This window comes from Sedimentibacter hydroxybenzoicus DSM 7310, assembly GCF_013403245.1.
Classification (GTDB): Bacteria; Bacillota; Clostridia; order Tissierellales; family Sedimentibacteraceae; genus Sedimentibacter; species Sedimentibacter hydroxybenzoicus.
Map to the genome: position 1 here is coordinate 1 of NZ_JACBNQ010000031.1, position 18,365 is coordinate 18,365.

Annotated in this window: 17 protein-coding genes; 2 read left to right on the forward strand and 15 right to left on the reverse strand. The window is 34.9% G+C overall.

Annotated elements, in window-relative coordinates:
* On the forward strand, positions 1 to 1,049 hold a 1,049-nt coding region (locus HZF24_RS17055), incomplete at its 5' end, for a transposase (protein WP_179239579.1).
* 299 nt (positions 1,050 to 1,348) lie between these two features.
* Here the strand turns inward: HZF24_RS17055 and HZF24_RS17060 are convergent.
* Both HZF24_RS17060 and HZF24_RS17065 read right to left on the reverse strand, forming a co-directional pair.
* A complete protein-coding gene (locus HZF24_RS17060; protein WP_179239580.1) occupies positions 1,349 to 1,918 on the reverse strand; it encodes a xanthine phosphoribosyltransferase in 570 nt (189 codons plus the stop codon).
* An 88-nt stretch (positions 1,919 to 2,006) separates the two neighbouring features.
* A complete protein-coding gene (locus tag HZF24_RS17065; protein ID WP_179239581.1) occupies positions 2,007 to 2,339 on the reverse strand; it encodes a thioredoxin family protein in 333 nt (110 codons plus the stop codon).
* A 150-nt stretch (positions 2,340 to 2,489) separates the two neighbouring features.
* Between HZF24_RS17065 and HZF24_RS17070 the strand changes: the two genes are divergently transcribed.
* Complete coding sequence (locus HZF24_RS17070; protein WP_179239582.1) at positions 2,490 to 4,994, forward strand: DsrE/DsrF/DrsH-like family protein; 2,505 nt, start codon at positions 2,490 to 2,492, stop codon at positions 4,992 to 4,994.
* Here the strand turns inward: HZF24_RS17070 and HZF24_RS17075 are convergent.
* From HZF24_RS17075 to HZF24_RS17135, 13 genes are all read right to left on the reverse strand, one after another.
* Entirely contained in the window at positions 4,987 to 5,310 is a 324-nt protein-coding gene (locus tag HZF24_RS17075; protein WP_179239583.1) for a nitrous oxide-stimulated promoter family protein, read from the reverse strand. The genes HZF24_RS17070 and HZF24_RS17075 overlap by 8 nt on opposite strands.
* Positions 5,311 to 5,735: 425 nt before the next feature.
* On the reverse strand, positions 5,736 to 6,959 hold the full coding sequence (locus HZF24_RS17080) for a serine hydroxymethyltransferase (RefSeq protein ID WP_179239584.1): 1,224 nt from the start codon (positions 6,957 to 6,959) through the stop codon (positions 5,736 to 5,738).
* Between the two features lie 26 nt (positions 6,960 to 6,985).
* Entirely contained in the window at positions 6,986 to 7,183 is a 198-nt protein-coding gene (thiS, locus tag HZF24_RS17085; RefSeq protein WP_179239585.1) for a sulfur carrier protein ThiS, read from the reverse strand.
* A 4-nt stretch (positions 7,184 to 7,187) separates the two neighbouring features.
* Positions 7,188 to 9,089 carry an aldehyde ferredoxin oxidoreductase family protein gene (locus tag HZF24_RS17090; protein WP_179239586.1) on the reverse strand — a complete coding sequence of 634 codons (1,902 nt, stop codon included), beginning with the start codon at positions 9,087 to 9,089 and terminating at the stop codon, positions 7,188 to 7,190.
* Positions 9,090 to 9,146: 57 nt separating this feature from the next.
* Positions 9,147 to 10,193 carry a TRAP transporter substrate-binding protein gene (locus HZF24_RS17095; RefSeq protein WP_179239587.1) on the reverse strand — a complete coding sequence of 349 codons (1,047 nt, stop codon included), beginning with the start codon at positions 10,191 to 10,193 and terminating at the stop codon, positions 9,147 to 9,149.
* 19 nt (positions 10,194 to 10,212) lie between these two features.
* Positions 10,213 to 11,391 carry a M20 metallopeptidase family protein gene (locus HZF24_RS17100; protein ID WP_179239588.1) on the reverse strand — a complete coding sequence of 393 codons (1,179 nt, stop codon included), beginning with the start codon at positions 11,389 to 11,391 and terminating at the stop codon, positions 10,213 to 10,215.
* Between the two features lie 14 nt (positions 11,392 to 11,405).
* Positions 11,406 to 12,671 (reverse strand): TRAP transporter large permease, encoded by a 1,266-nt coding sequence (locus HZF24_RS17105; RefSeq protein ID WP_179239589.1) that lies wholly within the window; start codon positions 12,669 to 12,671, stop codon positions 11,406 to 11,408.
* 1 nt (position 12,672) lies between these two features.
* On the reverse strand, positions 12,673 to 13,251 hold the full coding sequence (locus HZF24_RS17110; protein WP_179239590.1) for a TRAP transporter small permease: 579 nt from the start codon (positions 13,249 to 13,251) through the stop codon (positions 12,673 to 12,675).
* Positions 13,252 to 13,317: 66 nt separating this feature from the next.
* Positions 13,318 to 14,493, reverse strand: a complete 1,176-nt coding sequence (locus tag HZF24_RS17115; RefSeq protein WP_179239591.1) for a M24 family metallopeptidase — start codon at positions 14,491 to 14,493, stop codon at positions 13,318 to 13,320.
* A gap of 81 nt (positions 14,494 to 14,574) precedes the next feature.
* On the reverse strand, positions 14,575 to 15,252 hold the full coding sequence (locus HZF24_RS17120) for a GntR family transcriptional regulator (RefSeq protein WP_179239592.1): 678 nt from the start codon (positions 15,250 to 15,252) through the stop codon (positions 14,575 to 14,577).
* Between the two features lie 242 nt (positions 15,253 to 15,494).
* Positions 15,495 to 15,650: a FeoB-associated Cys-rich membrane protein gene (locus tag HZF24_RS17125; RefSeq protein ID WP_218835329.1), complete on the reverse strand. Its 156-nt coding sequence runs from the start codon at positions 15,648 to 15,650 to the stop codon at positions 15,495 to 15,497.
* 292 nt (positions 15,651 to 15,942) lie between these two features.
* Positions 15,943 to 17,958, reverse strand: a complete 2,016-nt coding sequence (gene feoB, locus HZF24_RS17130; protein ID WP_179239593.1) for a ferrous iron transport protein B — start codon at positions 17,956 to 17,958, stop codon at positions 15,943 to 15,945.
* Positions 17,955 to 18,188 carry a FeoA family protein gene (locus tag HZF24_RS17135; protein WP_179239594.1) on the reverse strand — a complete coding sequence of 78 codons (234 nt, stop codon included), beginning with the start codon at positions 18,186 to 18,188 and terminating at the stop codon, positions 17,955 to 17,957. Before HZF24_RS17135 ends, feoB begins: the two co-directional genes overlap by 4 nt.
* Positions 18,189 to 18,365: the final 177 nt, after the last annotated feature.

Sequence of the window (18,365 nt, forward strand, 5' to 3'; positions counted from 1 at the left end):
CCAGACATCTTGATAATGGCATTCCTAAAAAAGCTTTAATTTCATATCTTCGTAATGTCCGCAAATGGATTCCTGATGATCCTGTCATTCATATTGATGACAGTGATGTCGTTAAACCTTATGGTCATAAGTTTGAAGATATTGGTATTGTACGTGATGGTTCTAAAAGTACTATTTCTAAAAATGTATATGATAAAGGATATCATGTTACAGAAGCCTGTGCCATTACTAAGAGCAATCATCCTGTCAGTATTTTCTCTAAAATTCATTCCTCTCAACAGAAAAACTATACTTCTGCTAATACTATTACCTTTCAAGCTATGCAACGAGGTAAAGACCTGTTTGGTAAGGCTACTTTTGTTATGGACAGAGGCTATGATGATAATAAAATGTTTCTTAAGTTAGATGAATTAGAGCAAGATTATGTTATCCGTCTTACCACAAAGAGAAAGCTGTTTTTCCATAACAAATGGGTTGCTGCTACTCAGCTTAGAAACATGCGTAAAGGAAAAATTAAAACCCCTGTGTGCTATCATGGTAAACAACAGGATGCTTATTTATCTCACGTTAAGGTACAAATCACTGCTTCCAAGAAAGATATATATCTTGTTCTTGTTTATGGCCTGTCTGATAACCCAATGATGCTTGCTACTAACAAGAAACTCAAGTCTAAAGAAGATGTTGTTAATATCGCAAGATTATATTTTTCACGTTGGCGTATCGAGGAATATTTCCGTGCCAAAAAACAGATATTCCAGTTTGAAAATTTACGTGTAAGAAAGCTTAAAGCCATCAATTCTCTTAATTTTTACATTACTGTTTGCATGGCTTTTCTATCTTTAATTTCCTTGAAATCGGATACCAGCGCACTTAAATCTTCTATTATTAAAAAAGCTGATCCTATCAAAGAAAAGGTTCATTTCTTCTATTATCGGTTAGCTAAGGGCATATCCGGCATTCTTTCTTACGCTAAGGAAGGTGTAAGATTATGGTTTAAACCTAAGCCTCGACCGAAATTTCGTCAGCTTTGTATTAAGCTTATTTGTTAGCTTATGTAACTTAATATTTTTACTTAAGCCTATTTTCCTCTTTGGCTTGATTTACTATGCTTTTTTTTACTAATATCTACACTTCTCTTTTGTTTTTCTCTCTGTTTTTCCCTTTTTTATTTTTCTTTCTTATTTTCTTTTTTCTTTAGTTGCTTTTTGCGGAAACTCGAATATTTAATTGTATTATAGAATTTACAGAATTTATACAAATGAAAAAATCCCTAATTGATTTTAGGGATATTATATACTCGGAAATTTTATCATTGCCTGAAAATTCAGTGGTGAAAATTAACATGTAATTATTTGAAAGTAATTTTTCCATCCTTCATTTCTTCTATAGTTGTGAGACATTTTAAATTATATCCCATGCTTCTCAGATAATTGCCTCCGTTCTGAAAACCCTTTTCAATTGCAATACTGATACCTTCAACTGAAGCTCCTGCTTGCTCGGATAATTCTATTAAAGCCTTCATTGCATTTCCCTCTGCCAGAAAATCATCTATAATGAGAAGCTTATCATTTTCATTAAGATATTTTTTGCTTATCATTATATTGTATTCTTTGCTTTTAGTGTAAGAAACAACCTTTCCTTTGTAAATATCTTTATCTAAATTTAAGCTTTCAGATTTTTTGGCAAACACAACCGGAACCTTGAAATGAAGTGCTGCCATTGCAGCAATCGCTATACCGCTAACCTCAATAGTAAGTATTTTCGTTATATTCCTATCTTTAAAAAGCTTGTAAATTTCCTCTCCCATTTCGTAGAGAAATTCAACATCAAGCTGATGGTTTAAAAAACTATCAACCTTCAGTATATTACCCTCTTTGATTTCTCCGCGTTCAACTATAATTTTCTTTAACTTATCCATGGTTTTCCTTTTAAAATTAATAAACTTTATAAATAGTTATATTATCAAACGAATAAATAAAAAGCAATATAAATAAATCGAAAATTAATTAATCGATGCTGTAAAACAATTCATAATACCTCGAAACTTCCTGCTCCAAGATTTCCATACCGATAATTCTTGCTTTTCTGATTGTTTCTTTTCCCTGTATAAATAAAATAATAACCGGTATCGCAAATACATTATGCTTTGACGATAATTCTACAAAATTTTCAGTTTCTACTCCGACAACCTTTATTTTAGGATATTTCTCAAGCATTTTTTCAATTTTTGGCTTCATGGCATTGCATACACTGCATGAGTTGCTTCCAAAATACACCAACATCATATCATTCTCGTTAATTAGTTTATATAGTTCTTCATTTGTTTTTATGTTATCCATAAATAACCCCTAAATTTGTTAATACTATATTAACACATTTAATTTAATAAAACTATACAAGATTTATATTTCAAAATTATGCTTGAAATTTATATTTTAATATGCTAATATTTGAATATAATGATATAATTAAATTTCAAGGGGGCTATTATGAGCAAAAAAATAGTTATTATAGGCGGTGTTGCAGGCGGTGCAAGCACAGCGGCAAGATTGAGAAGATTAGACGAAACATCAGAAATTATAATGTTTGAAAGAGGTTCATATATTTCATATGCAAACTGCGGTTTGCCATACCATATAGGTGATGTGATAAAGGAAAGATTCTCTTTGCTGCTTCAAACGCCTGAGGCAATGTCAGAAAAATATAATGTTGACGTCAGAGTAGATTCTGAGGTTATTAGAATTGACAGAGAAAACAAAAGTGTTGAAGTTAAAAAAGCTAAAACGGGAGAAACATACAAGGAAAGCTATGATGTATTGGTAATATCAACAGGCTCAACTCCTTTGAAACCACCGATTGAGGGAATAAACTCACCCAATATTTTTACACTTTGGACCGTTCCCGATACTGATGAAATCAAAAGCTTTATAAATGAAAAACATCCAAAAAACGCAGTTGTAATCGGGGGTGGTTTCATTGGTCTTGAGGTTGCCGAAAACCTTCATCTTGCAGGCATAAATGTTACCGTTGCAGAAGCAATGGACCAGGTTATGGCACCCATAGATTATGAAATGGCAAGATTAGTGCAGGATAATATGGTATTAAACGGAGTTAATCTTATTTTAGGTGATGGAGTATCAAAATTCAGCAGCGAAAACGGTACGGTCACAATTACCTTAGCAAGTGGGAAAGCTTTGACTGCTGATATGGTAATTTTATCAATAGGAGTCAGACCTAACAGCCAATTAGCTAAGGATGCAGGTCTTCAGCTAAATCAAAGGGGCGGAATTGTTGTAGATAAATATTTAAAAACATCCGATCCAAGTATTTATGCTCTTGGTGATGTAATAGAAGTAGAAGAATTCATAAACAAGGGTAAGGCAATGATTGCTCTGGCAGGTCCGGCCAACAAGCAGGGAAGAATATGTGCAAACAATATTTACGGAGCTAATGAAGAATACAAAGGAACAATGGGTACTTCTGTTGCAAAGGTATTTGACTTAACGGTTGCTTCCACAGGAGCAAACGAAAAAACTCTTGACAGAATGGGTATGCTTGAAGGAAAGGACTATTACACTGCTACTATATCACAAAAATCCCATGCGGGATATTATCCTGAGAGCACTGAATTAATACTCAAGATGGTTTTTTCCGTCGACGGCAAAAAAATATACGGAGCACAAATTGTTGGTGAGGACGGAGCTGACAAACGAATAGATACAATTGCAACTGCAATTCGTTTGGGAGGAAGCATTTATGATTTAAAGGAACTTGAACTTGCTTATGCTCCACCGTATTCATCCGCTAAGGACCCCGTCAATATGTTAGGTTTCGTTGCGGAAAATATTATTAAAGGCAAAATAAAACTTAATAAATGGAACGACATAGAGCCGTCAAAACCAAGCGATTATACATTACTTGATATCAGAGAGGAAGCAGAGCTTATGGTTTTTGAAATACCCGGTGCTGTTAATATTCCTTTAGGAGAACTAAGAGGCAGAATTAGCGAGCTGAACAAGAATGATAAAATAATCATATTTTGTGCTGTTGGTGTTCGTTCTTACAATGCCGCGAGGGCTTTGATGGAAAACGGATTTAACAATGTGTATGTCTATCCTGCTGGAACAAACTTCTATAAGAGTGTTTATTATGATTATTACAATCAATTAAACGGCATGAATAGTACAGCTCTGGATATAAAAAATGCAAACAATATTTCAGAGGAAAAAAAAACGAATGAAATAAAAGCCTCCATACAGGTTGACTGCAGCGGACTTCAATGCCCCGGTCCCATTATGAAGGTTTATGAAATCATAAACAAAATCAATGATGGTGACATCATAAAAGTTTCGGCAACTGATTCAGGATTTTCACGAGATGTTGAATCCTGGTGCAGAAGGACGGGAAATACCTTCATAAGAACAGAAAAGGAAGGCAAAAGTAATATTGTATATTTACAAAAGGGTGCATCTGAAAAAAAAACTAATAGTTTTTTACAAAACTCGTCAATATTGACATCTTCAAATGACGGTAAAACAATTATTGTTTTCAGCGGTGACTTGGATAAGGTTTTAGCCTCATTTGTTATCGCCAACGGTGCTGCAGCAATGGGAAGACCGGTTACAATGTTCTTTACATTTTGGGGACTAAATGTTCTGAGGAAAACAGAAAAGCAAAATATTAAAAAACCGTTCATAGATGCCATGTTCGGTAAAATGATGCCACAAGGTGTAAGTAAATTAAAGCTGTCAAAAATGAATATGGGTGGAATGGGAACAGCTATGATGAGAAAGGTAATGAAGGATAAAAATATAGATTCTCTTGAAGATTTAGTAAAAAAAGCAATGGATAACGGTGTTAAAATGATTGCCTGCACCATGTCAATGGATGTAATGGGAATCACTGAAGAAGAATTGATTGATGGCGTGGAATTCGCCGGCGTAGGCACGTACTTAGGCGATGCGGAAGAATCCAACGTAAATCTGTTTATTTAAGAAAACTATATTGTTTTAGCGACTCTATAATATGTTTTATAACTGCTGCAGGATTTTTAAATAACATTCTGGGTCCGGAGTATTTCATAACCTCTTTGATTTTGACTCTCATATCCGGTTTATAGCAATGCATAGGGCAGTTGCTGCAAAATCCTTTGTCTTCTCCAAACTTGCAGTTACTTAACCTTTTATGGGCATACTTCTTAAGCTCCCTGCATTTTTCGCAGGGAGTAAAAGCAGTATGCCTATTCCCTTTGCAATAAATTAAAATCATCTGATCTACTATGTATTTTTCTTTTTCTATTTTACTCTTCACTATAACACCCTCCCCGTTTTATAAAGAAAAAAAGCTGTCTCCAAATTCCTATGGCAATAAAAGTTCCATATATTTTTATGGAACTTTTATCATTTTCTTTTATCATGTAATATATACCCGCGCCGGTCAATAATATTCCAATTAATAAACTAAAGATCGTAAAAATTAATGGGTTCGTGGATAAGACAATTTCGGAATTTGTAAATAAGGCTGTCTATGCAGACAGCTCAGATTGATGACAAAGTCATCAAGATGATAGGCTGCTGAAAAAGTTCATCCTGCAAGGCGCCGGAAGACGGGCAACCGCAGCGTATTAGACATACGTGAGGATTGACCGGATGAACGGCAACGATGCAGGGGGACTTTTTCAGCAGCCTGAGCTGTCTATGCAGACAGCTTTATTATATAGAAGGGTATCATGAAACCTAAAATGAATATTCTAAATTTGTAAAGCTTTTAGAAAATTCTCCAACATCCTTAGCGACATTCTCTATTGATTCCTTATCAATTAACAACCTTTTTATAAATAATGCTATTTGTTCCATATCTTTTTCTTTTAGTCCTTTTCTTGTTACCTCAGGTGTTCCGACTCTTATTACAGGAGAAGCACCGGAAAAATCATCAGACACTAAGATATTGGCCTTTTCTAAATATTTTGCGGGAGATGTATCTATTTTATCTCCCAAATTCACTAACAATAAGTGAGATTCAGTAAAGCCCTTATTTTTACCTATTACATTAAATCCATAGTTGTCTAATGCAACTGCTAATGCTTTAGAATTTTTAACAATCTGTTTACCGTATTCTTTTCCGAATTCCTTCATCTCCAAAATAGACGCTGCAAGTGCCGGTAATCTGTTTAGATGATGGCTTGTTACCAATGATGGCGAAAGAGTATTTCCTACTTTTATTATTAGTTCCTTATCATTAGAAACTACAAATCCTCCCTGAGGACCGGGAAAAGATTTATGGGTACTTCCAAACATTATATCTGCACCCTCTTCAAGGGGATTCTTAAATACGCCTGAGGCAATAAGTCCCGTAACATGAGCAGCATCATATGCAATATAAAAGCCAAGTTCATCGGCCAATGGTCTTAACTCTCTCACCGGCTCCTGAAACAATGTTCCTGAACCGCCGAATATGACTAGTTTAGGTCTTAATTTTCTAACCTGAGTTTTTAATGATTCAACATCAACAGCACCATCTTCTGTGAATTTCATATACTCCACATTAATTGTCTCATCAAATTGCTTAACCTGGCACATTGGTCCGACTAACCCATGTCCCCAATCCTTTAAACTTACCTCAATTACTAAATCTCCCGGCTCAAGTATTGCCAGAACCACCGACATTCCTGCCATATGACCTCCAATTGGTCTTAAATCAGCATACTTTGCTTTAAAAATATCTTTTATCAACTCTTGTGTTTCCATTTCAAATTCGTGAATATACTTGTTACCCGTATATTCTCTATCTTTTGGATTTAGCGTTGAATAACATCCATATCTGTTTCCAAAATCGCAGCTTAGGTAATTTCTTACCTTTTCACTTGAATAATTCTCAGAAGCTATTAAATTTAAACAGCCTTGTCTATAAGTTAAATGTTTATTTAACAAATTATCTATGTCTCTTGTTGACTTAAACATGTTCGTCCTCCCTAATTAGAAAATTACTAACCTCCTCCTAACGGTTTTATAATTCTGATATTATCATTTTTACTCAATTGATAATTCCCATATTGAGACATCAAAATTTGCTTGCCGTTTATAAATACCGCTACAGATTCAATATAGTTTAAATGTTTTATTAAATTTGACACAGTATAATTATGAGGAACTGTCATTGTTTTGTTATTAACAATTACTTCCACAAAATCACCGCCTATTAATTAACCATTGCAAAGATAATTTCCTCATTGTTGACACCGTAGGATTACCATTATCGGAATGCCATCCGGCTAATTCATAATATAACTCCTTGGCTTTTTCATGAGCCTCTTTATCTAATACAACACCGTCTGTTGGTCCTCCTTTTAAAGGTATAAATATTTTTTCAGGCAACTGGTCATCATCTTTTGTAAATCCTTCTCTTGAATTAAAATAACGCATCATGTTAATACGTCTTTCTCCTACTTGCATCAGTTCGAATATTGAAGTATCCCATCCTAAACCATACTTGCAAAGTTCAACCATTTCATCCGGTCCATAAAGCTCCCAGGCAGGACCCCATACAAATTGACACAAACACAATGTATCTAATATTGAGAAGTATTTTTGTGTGTCTAAAGCAAAACGAACTTTGTCATCGTCCATTGTAAAGTTATCTTCATAACCCTTATGTATGCCTATTTTCGCCAATCTTATTCTTTCTCTGCTGTCGGTTGGCATTACAAGGAAAGGATCATGCTCACTTGATTGATGGTCTGCACCAAAAGGATTAACAGCATATATTAATCCTACTGCAGGTTTGAATTGAGGCATATGTGCAGGTAATTCCTGTTTTTTTACTGTTACGGTAAGTAAGACAGCTTCCTTGCCTATTTTCTCTGCAGCTCTATAACTGCCTTCGGCTAATAAATCACCGATTCCTTCCCTCTTGGCAATTTTCTCAATTAGTATAGGCAATGCTTTTTCATTGCCGAAGTCCAGTTTTATTCCATCACATGCTTCTTCATCCAATAAACCTTTTTCATAGCATTCCATTGCAAATGCAATAGTCGCACCACATGAAATAGTATCAACTCCATACATGTTACAAAGTTGATTAGCTAATGATACATATTCAAGGTCTGTCACTCCACAATAAGAACCAAAAGTTCCAACCGTTTCATATTCAGGTCCCCCATATAGAGGATCAACCAATCCGGGTACCTCAACAACTCTTTTACACCTTACTGCACAAGCAAAACATGTATCTCTTTCTTTTAGTATCGTGTCATACATCGTAGTTCCGGTTAATTTTTCAGCTCCCTCAGGAAAATATCCTGATGTCCAGTTTCTGGTGACTAAGAATCCTTCATCGCTGAAGCCTTCTAAATCTCCGTCCGTTCCATATTGACCTAATCCGGCTACAGCCTCGTTTTCTTTTAACCTTTGTGTAACGCTTTTAGCAAGCTCCATAAATTTTTCTTTATTATATGGTTTAATCGGCTTACCCTTAACTACTACAACTGCCTTTAAGTTCTTCGAACCCATTACGGCTCCCATACCATTTCTGCCATTAGCTCGATTGCACATATTGATTATACATGCATATTTAACGATATTTTCTCCACCCGGACCTATTTGAGCTATTTCCACATCATCCCTGTTCAGTTCTTTACGTATTATATCTTCAGCTTCGCCTGTAACCTTTCCCCAGATATTTTCAGCACTTCTTAACTCAAACTTGTCTCCATCTACAAATAAATAAACCGGTTTATCTGATTTTCCATTAAAAACTATTGCATCGTATCCATTGGCTTTAAGATGGGCCGGGAAAAATCCTCCTGCTTGACTGTCTCCTATTGTTCCCGTTAATGGACTTTTTGCAGTTACATTTAATCTGCTGATACCACTTATAGGAAGACCGGTTAAAGCTGAAACGGAGAAAACCAAAGTATTTTCAGGGGACAATGGATCAATACCTGATTTCATTTTATTTAATGCTAAATATAAACCCAAACTTGAGCCGCCCGGATATAATCTGTAGATTTCGCCGGGAAGTATATCTATTTTTGTTTCTCCTTTTGTAAGGTCGACCTTTAATATTTTAGCATCAGGAAATTGATTATACATTCATATGCCTCCTTTTAAAGCTTAAGGGGAATATTATTCCCCTTAAATTTTATGTTTTTATTTTTCAATTTCAGCTATTTCAGCCATCAATTTATCTAATATAGCGGCACCTTTAGCTCCTACCATATTTTTATATACATCGTATGCTGACTTGCTGGCTTCTTTAAATAATTCTCTTTCTTCTTGAGTTAATGTTACAATTTCTATATCGCTTGCTGCTTTTATTTTATCTAATGCTCCTCCATTCAAATCTGCTTGAGCCTGGAATGAGAAATCTCTTGTTTCTTCAACAGTTTCTAAAATCATTTTTTGTATATCTGCAGGTAAACTGTCAAAGAATTTAGGATTTACTGCAGTAGTCGTTACATAAAGACTTGAACTTCCTAATGTTAAATACTTCTGAACTTCATAGAACTTCATTTCTTCTATAGCCGATAATGGATTTTCTTGTCCTTCTATCATATTTAGCTGAAGTCCGCTGTAAACTTCCATATATGGCATTGGAGTCGGATTTGCTCCATATGCTTCATAAGATGCAACTATCATTGGAGACGGCATAGTTCTCATCTTTAGTCCCTTCCACAATTCAGGTCTGTTTACAGGCTTAGATGTTGTCCATTCCATTGTGCCCTCTGTCCAGTATGATAAAACTTTTATATTTTTATCTGCATAAATCGCTGTTAAATCTTCATTTAATGCTTTACTGTTTTTGAATATTTCTTTATTTTTGTCCATATCTTCCGAGAATAAGAAGTGTAAAGAGAATAATTGATTTTCAGGTACTATGGTTCCTGTATTTCCGGGTGATACCATAGCAAATTCCAGTCCTCCGTTTTGTAATAATTCACATTGTTGAGTTGCATCACCAATTTGACCTACCGGATATATATCGATATTGATTTTCCCGCCGGATTTTTCTTCAAGTATTCTTACAAATTCTTTTACATATACATCCTGTATACTTCCGTTATTTTCTTCATGAGCAAATCTCCAGTTATATGTTTCTCCTGCGTCAGGCGACGGTGTAGCCGATTGTTGACCACAACCAACAAATAATGTCATTACCAATAATACAGATACTGCTAATAATATAGATTTTTTCATCTTTTAAATCCTCCTGATATTAATCATTTAAATAATTTAATGTTGATCTTACATGCATCTCTACTCCATATTTCAGAGTATCTTCATCTATGGAAAACCTTGGATGATGATGAGGATACATGGTTTCTTTTAATTCATTACCATTTCCTATAAAATAAAATGCACTTGGAACCCTTTGTGAGAATTCAGCAAAATCTTCTCCTGCCATACATCTGTACTCTTCAATGTTTTCATCAGTTCCATATGTCTCTGTTAGCGCATTTCTTATGTATGAAACCATTCTTGCATTGTTTTGTAATGATGGATTGCTTGGAATAAACTTCAAATCATACTTAACATTCATTGCTTCACATATACCATTTATCACCCTTCCAAACTTTTCTAATAATGCTTTCTTTTCAACTTCTTCATTTTTAAATAGAAATCTTATAGTACCTCCGATTTCAACCTTTTGGGCAATTATATTTCTTCCTGTGCCGCCATTTATTTTACCTATCATTATTGTTATAGGATTTAATGGATCTATTTCTCTTGTTTGTATTGATTGTATAGTCTGGATAATATTAGATGAAGCTATTATCGGATCTAAAGCAGTGTGTGGTGAGCCGGTATGACCGGGTTTCCCGTATATCTCTAACTCAAACTCTTCTAACGCTGCCATAACCGGTCCTTCTGATAATCCAACCACTCCGCTTTTTAGAGGGGTCCAAAGATGTATACCGAAAGCTGCATCGACTTTTGGATCTTCTAAAACACCTTCATTAATCATATCCAATGCCCCGGCTTCCTCTTCGTTCGGTTGAAACACAAATTTTACATTTCCGTTTATATTATCCTTATATTTGCACAAAATTTTTGCTGCTATTAACAGCATGGCAGTATGTCCGTCGTGACCACATGCATGCATAATACCTTTATTTACAGATTTAAAAGGAACTTCTGCTTCTTCATTTTGAGGCAATGCATCAATGTCTGCTCTTAGCATTACAGTCTTACCCGATTGTTTCCCTCTTAATAAACCTACTACTCCTGTCTTAGCAACCTTTTTTACCTCTAACCCAAGCAAATTCAGATAGTCGTATACAATTTGTGAGGTTCTGTATTCTTCATATCCTAATTCGGGATGCATATGAAAATCTCTTCTGAGGGCTATCAGTTCCTCTTCCAATTCAAAAATATCTTTTTTTATATCATTCATAATTCATGTCCTCTCTATATTAAAAGCAAAGATACCTGAGGCACAAATATAATAATCACAGATATAATTATAAGCATAATCAAATATGCAGGTAACCTTTTGACCACCATTAAAAATGGTCTGTCAAAAATTGCACATGCTGTGAAAATATTGCATCCGAACGGCGGGCTTATAGATGCGAGTGCAGCCTGTAATGTAACAATAATTCCAAGATGTATGGGATGTATCCCTGCCTGTACCGCCAATGGGAAAAATATCGGAGTAAGTATTACAATAGCCACAATTGAATCCACAAACATACCTGCTATATAGAAAAATATAGTAACTGTTATTAATATCTTAAGTGCAGTCGGATTTACCCCAAGAACTGCCTGTGTTATCATTTGAGGTATTCTTGCATAGGATATCGCCCAAGAAAATAAGCTTCCTGCTGCCACTAATATAAATACCGCTGTTGTCACAACAGCTGTTGATAAAGCTATATTTCTAAAGTCCTTAAACTTAATTGATTTAAATAAAAATACTTCTAATAAGGTTGCATATAATACTCCCATTGCAGCTGCTTCCGTAGGACTGAATTTACCGGAATATATACCTGCAAAAATTATTATAGGGAAGCCTAATGGTCCGATTGCTTTTTTTAATGCAGCCACCTTTCCGTTTAAATCAATTTTTTTCGTTCTTTGAATACCTTTTTTCTTAGCTCTAAAAAAATTATATAAAGAGAAGAAAAATAATATTATTAATCCCGGAATTATTCCCGCTTTGAAGAGATCCCCTACGGATGCTCCGGTAACTACACAATACATAATCATTGATATGCTTGGTGGAATTAGCAATGCAATGATAGCTGAACTAATTATAAGAGCAGTGGTATCTTCATCCTCATATCCGCTGCTTATCAATCTGTTTCTCATAGGTTTCCCGATTGCAACAACCGTCGCTTGTGTTGAACCCGATATGGCACCAAATATTGTACAGGTTGCCGCAGTCGTAATAGCCATACCTCCATGTATGTGCCCAACGAAAGTATCTACAAAGTCTAACAGCCTGTTTGATGTCTGACCCGCACACATAATATCTGCTGCAAATATAAACATCGGAACAGACAATAAAACGATTGGCTGAACTCCGGCTATCAATTGTTGAGTTGCTAAAAGAGGATTAATATTTGGGAAATATGTTAAAATTACAGCCAAAGGTGCTACTATCATTGCTATGTACATAGGAAAGTTTAAAATAAACAATACGGCCATTATTAGCATAAGCATCCATACCATGTTATGATTCCTCCTTTTCTTCTTCCAATTTATCGATTAAATTAGATAAATCTGTTTTTACTTCAAGATTCAAAGGAACTCTTATATCGCTTGTTAAGTAAAAATTATCTTTATCCGTAATATTAAAAATAAATGATCTGATATATTCTATCGTTGCCAATAAAAAACCTAAAGGAACAACTGAATAAATCATATAGATTGGAATTTGCAATGCCGGTGTAACTCTGCCAAGGCTTTGAACACTGATTATATATCTTGCGGCCAAAAATGTTATATAAGCGGTGGCTAAAGCAGAAACAAAAGAAATTACAATCATAAATAATTTCTTATATTTATTGCTTACCATGTCAAATACTATTGACATAGTAATATGTCTGCCTTTTCTTGCACAATAACCAAGACCGAAGAATGACACTAATATCAATAAAGCTGATGCAACCTCTTCAGAAAATGTTAAGCTTTTATTCATAACATTTCTCATAAAAACACCAACTATTAATAAAATTGCCATTAATATTACAGAGTAGCTTAGAACAAATTCTTCAAATCGTGATAATGTCTTAGTAAAAAACTTATTCATAAATTTTCCTCTTTCTATAATAGTTTGTACGTATCAAAGCATAAGCTTTGATACGTACACTAATTATTATTTCACCAGTAACTTTCTTGGATAGTTTGTCAACAATTCAACTCCCGTTTCTGTGATCCTAATTGGTTCACTTATATCGACACCGCAATCATCAAGCCATATACCGGGCATAAAATGAAGAGTCATATTTGGTTTTAGAATAGTCTTATCACCAGGTCTTAAGCTGACAGTATGCTCACCCCAATCCGGAGGGTAGTTAAGTCCAAATGAATAGCCAACGCGTGAATCCTTTATAAATCCACTCTTGGCAATGCTTTTAGCCCATGTTCTTTCTATATCCTCACACGTAATACCCGGTTTAATAATTTCAAGTGTAGCTTTTATACCCTCAACTACAACTTCAGATAAATCTTTAACTCTTTGTGGTGCATTTCCTAATATTATTGTTCTTGATAATGGGCAATGATATCTTCTGTAATTTCCCGCAATTTCCACAAGTACTGTATCTCCGTCCCTATACGGCTCATCTGTCCAGCTTAAATGAGGAGTTGAAGTTCTTATTCCACTCGGCATGAGCGGAACTATAGATGCATAATCGCCGCCATACTCTTCAGTACCATATATCTGAGCATGATAAACGTTTGCGGCTGCTTCATTTTGCCTTACACCCACATTAATAGACTCAAAAGCAACTTGCATTGTTCTTTCAACTATTACAGCAGCTTTTTTTATGTATTCTATTTCTTTATCGGATTTTATAATCTTCACCCAATTGACAATGTTGTTTCCATCTGCAAATCTTGCATTAGGTAAGTCATTAACTAAAGTTTCCTGGCATTTAGCTGTAAAGTAATAAGCATCCATTTCTGTAGCTATAACCTTATTATCGTATCCCTTTTCTTTTAAAATGTCGGACACAAAATCCATTGGATGCTTTATCAATGAATGAACATAATCATCCGTATATGGTCGGATATTTTCTTCTGAAAGCCATGATGTTAATTTTGCTGCATTACCATCTTGTCCTCTTCCAACCCATATCGGTTCCTCCCGGTCAATCATCACAATTAAGCATTGATGCACATAAAATGACCATCCGTCAAATCCGGAAAGATAATTCATATTTGCCGGATCTGTCACTATTAAGACCTCAATACCTTTTTCCTCCATACTTAATTTTGTGTTTTTAATCCTTTGTTTGTACTCCGCAACATCAAAATACAACGATTTCATTAATGCAACCTCCCTTTATTATAATACCATATTGTCGTTTGTCGACAAGCTTGATTATTTTAATATCTTATATATAGCAATTTATTTAAATATACCGTCTTTATAAGAAATGATATGTCCCCTCAGTGCATTTTTACATCTATCTATATCCTTGCTACGTAAGCTTTCAATAATTTCATAATGATCTGTTGCCGACATAATCAAATCACCGGTCTTTAACATATCATACAGCATAGCTATTCTTAATTGAAAAAACATACTTTCTAATATTTTAACTCTTCTCTGACTACCGGATTTCTTCCATATAAACCTATGAAAATCCATATCCTTTTTATTAATTAATAAGGACTTTTTATTATCATCTATTGATGATTCTGCGATACTAACCATATCTTTAACAATTTGTTCTAAATGATTAAAATCATCTTCTGTAAGTTTATTTTCATAAATTAAAATTTTATTAATATTGTTTTCGAGCAATAATCTGATATCAAATACCTCCTTGATATCATCTAAGCTGTATTCGGTTACATATGTTCCCTTTCGAGGCAAAGTAGTGAGAATACCATCATTTTCAAGTTCTCTTATCGCTTCTCTGATCGGGGCTCTGCTTATACCTAATTTATTAGCTACTTCGCTTTCATTTATATGGTCACCAACTTTATATTCCCCGCTTAGTATCGCTTCCTTAATATAATCAACTACTACACTATTAAGATTTTCTCTTCTACTTAAATAAGCCTGTACATCAGCTAACATCATTAACCTCCAACTAAAATGCATAATATAGAACCGTTATCATACATTTAGATAATTATACCACATCAATTGTCGACAATCAACAATTATTTTTACTTTTTTATGCAATACTATTTTAAGCAGATGACCCAAATCTTTGATTTGGTATCAGTCGCTTATACTGTAAGTGAAACAAAAAAGATGCCTGTTAAGACAGCTTAGATTGATGACAAAGTCATCAAGATTGTAGGCTGTTAAGACAGCTATTTATTTATTGTAGAACACCCTTCAGATTTGCTGCACCCTGAACATCCTGAATGACAACCCGAACCGTTCTTTTTTTGTTTTTTCATGAATACCACAACACCTGCTATAATTACTACAATTATCGAAATTACAATAATATCTGAAAAATTCATAATACACCTCCTGAATTTTGGGGACATTCATCCTATCCCACAGAGACTCACTCTTAAGAAAGAAGTGTGTCCCCTTTCCGATTTCTTCAATTTGGGGACATTCCTCTGACCCCAGAGACTTACCCCTTAGAAAGAGGTGTGTCCCCTTTCCTTCTGACTTTAGGGGACATTCCTCTGACCCCAATAGTCTTACTAATAAGAAAGAGGTGTGCCCCCTTTCCTTCTGACTTTAGGGGACATTCCTCTGACCCCAATAGTCTTACTAATAAGAAAGAGGTGTGTCCCCTTTCCTTTATAGAATCAAGTTTCCAATCTGATATACCAGCATTCCCACAACATAGGCCGTCACTGTCTGATATACAGCAGTCATCACCGCATACCTAACGGAGCCAAGCTCTCTTTTTGTAGCCGCAAAGGCTGCAATACAAGGCATGTATAGCAATGTGAACGTTAAAAACGCAAAGGAGCTCAGTGGTGAAAAAATGGTGCTTATTGCGGTAGAAAGCTGCAAATCTGAAGAAGCCCCGGTTAATACCGACAATGTGCTTACAACTGCTTCCTTTGCAGTAAGACCTGTTATTATTGCTGTGGATGCTCTCCAATCATTAAATCCTAACGGTATAAACACCGGTGAAATTACCGAACCTATTGAAGCAAGTATACTGTGTGTACTGTCTTCAACCATATTAAAAGACCAGCTAAAGCTTTGTAAAAACCATATAATTATTGTTCCTAAGAAAATAATTGTGAATGCTCTTTCTATAAAATCCTTTCCTTTATCCCACATATTTAATATTATACTTTTTCTTGAAGGAATTCTATATGCAGGAAGCTCCATAACGAAGGGGATAGGCTCTCCTTTAAAAATTGTACTTTTTAGCAAAAGTCCTGAAAGAATTGCCACCACCATTCCCATTATATAAAGTGAAATCATAACTGCGGCAGCATTTTCCGGAAAAAATGCCATGGTTATCATACCATAAATCGGCAGTTTTGCACTGCATGACATAAAAGGTGTGAGAATTATAGTCATCTTTCTGTCTCTTTCGCTTGATAGTGTTCTCGTTGCCATTATGGCAGGAACACTGCAGCCAAAGCCTATAAGCATCGGAACAAATGAACGACCTGATAATCCTATTTTCCTTAACAATTTGTCCATTAAAAAAGCAACTCGTGCCATATATCCGCTGTCTTCCAGAAATGACAGGAAGAAAAATAAAACAACTATGAGCGGCAGGAAGGACAGCACACTTCCAACGCCTGCAAATATACCGTCTATTACCAATGAATGCAACAAATCATTTACTTCAAACCTTATCATTAAATCTGACACATATTCTGTAGTTACTCCTATTATTTCTTCTAAATAACCTTGAAGCGGAGCTCCTATCAAACCAAAGGTCAGCCAGAAAATAACAAACATTATTCCTATAAAAATCGGTATCCCAAAGTACTTGTGAGTCAGTATTTTGTCTATTTTTTCTGACCGTATCTGTTCATTTGTTTCTTGTTTTTTAATTACCGTATCTTCGCAAATTTTCTCAATATATACATATCTCATATCTGCTAAAGCAGCTTCTCTGTCTATTTCTAATTTCATTTCCATATCTTCCACTACATGATTGATAATATGGAGTTGATTTTCTGATATATTCAATTCTTTAAATGTAGGTTCATCGCCTTCCACCAACTTTGTAGCCGCAAAGCGGAGAGGATATCCTGCTTCCCTTGCCTGATCCTCTATCAGATGTGAAATAGAATGAATTGCTTTATGTACCTCTCCGGTACAAAAATCAAGCTTCCTAATACTTTTATCCTGTGACTGTGCCATCTTCATAACCACATCTATAAGCTCTGATATCCCTTCGCCCTTACTTGCAGATATGGGCACTACGGGAATACCTAAATGGTCAGATAGTCTTTTTACATCAATAGAGTTACCGCTGGCTCTTACTTCATCCATCATATTTAATGCTATAACCATTGGTATGGAAAGCTCCATTAATTGAAGCGATAAATAAAGATTTCGTTCAATATTTGTTGCGTCAATTATATTTATTATTAAGTCAGGGTTTTCCTTTAAAAGGAAGTCTCTCGTTACAACCTCTTCCATAGAGTATGGTGATAGTGAATAAATGCCGGGCAAATCTACCAAAGAAGCATCCTTGTATTTTTTAATTTGACCTTCTTTTTTTTCTATCGTTACCCCGGGGAAATTTCCAACATGTTGATTGCTGCCTGTCAGTGCGTTATAAAGAGTTGTTTTGCCGGCATTTTGGTTCCCTGCAAGAGCAAAAATATATTTCATATGCTAAATACCTCTTTCAATTCAATTTTAGAGGCCTCTTCTTTTCTTATTGTCAGTACATAATTTCTTAAAGATAATTCAATCGGATCACCCATCGGTGCTACTTTTCTTACCTTAACTTTTGTATTTGGTGTTAAACCCATGTCCAACAGTCTTCTTCTCAGCATTCCATGTCCACCAATTGATGAAATAATACCGCCTTGACCAGGTTTAATATTATCTAACGTCATATCCCATTCCTCCAATCATATACGATATTGAGAATCATTATCATCATCTGATTTTATTATATTCCTATAGATAATCATTGTCAATAAGAACCTTGCGTAAAATATTAAAATAAACTTGAAAAAAGCTTGACATCCATAACATACAATTGTATTATATCGTTATAATACAATTGTATG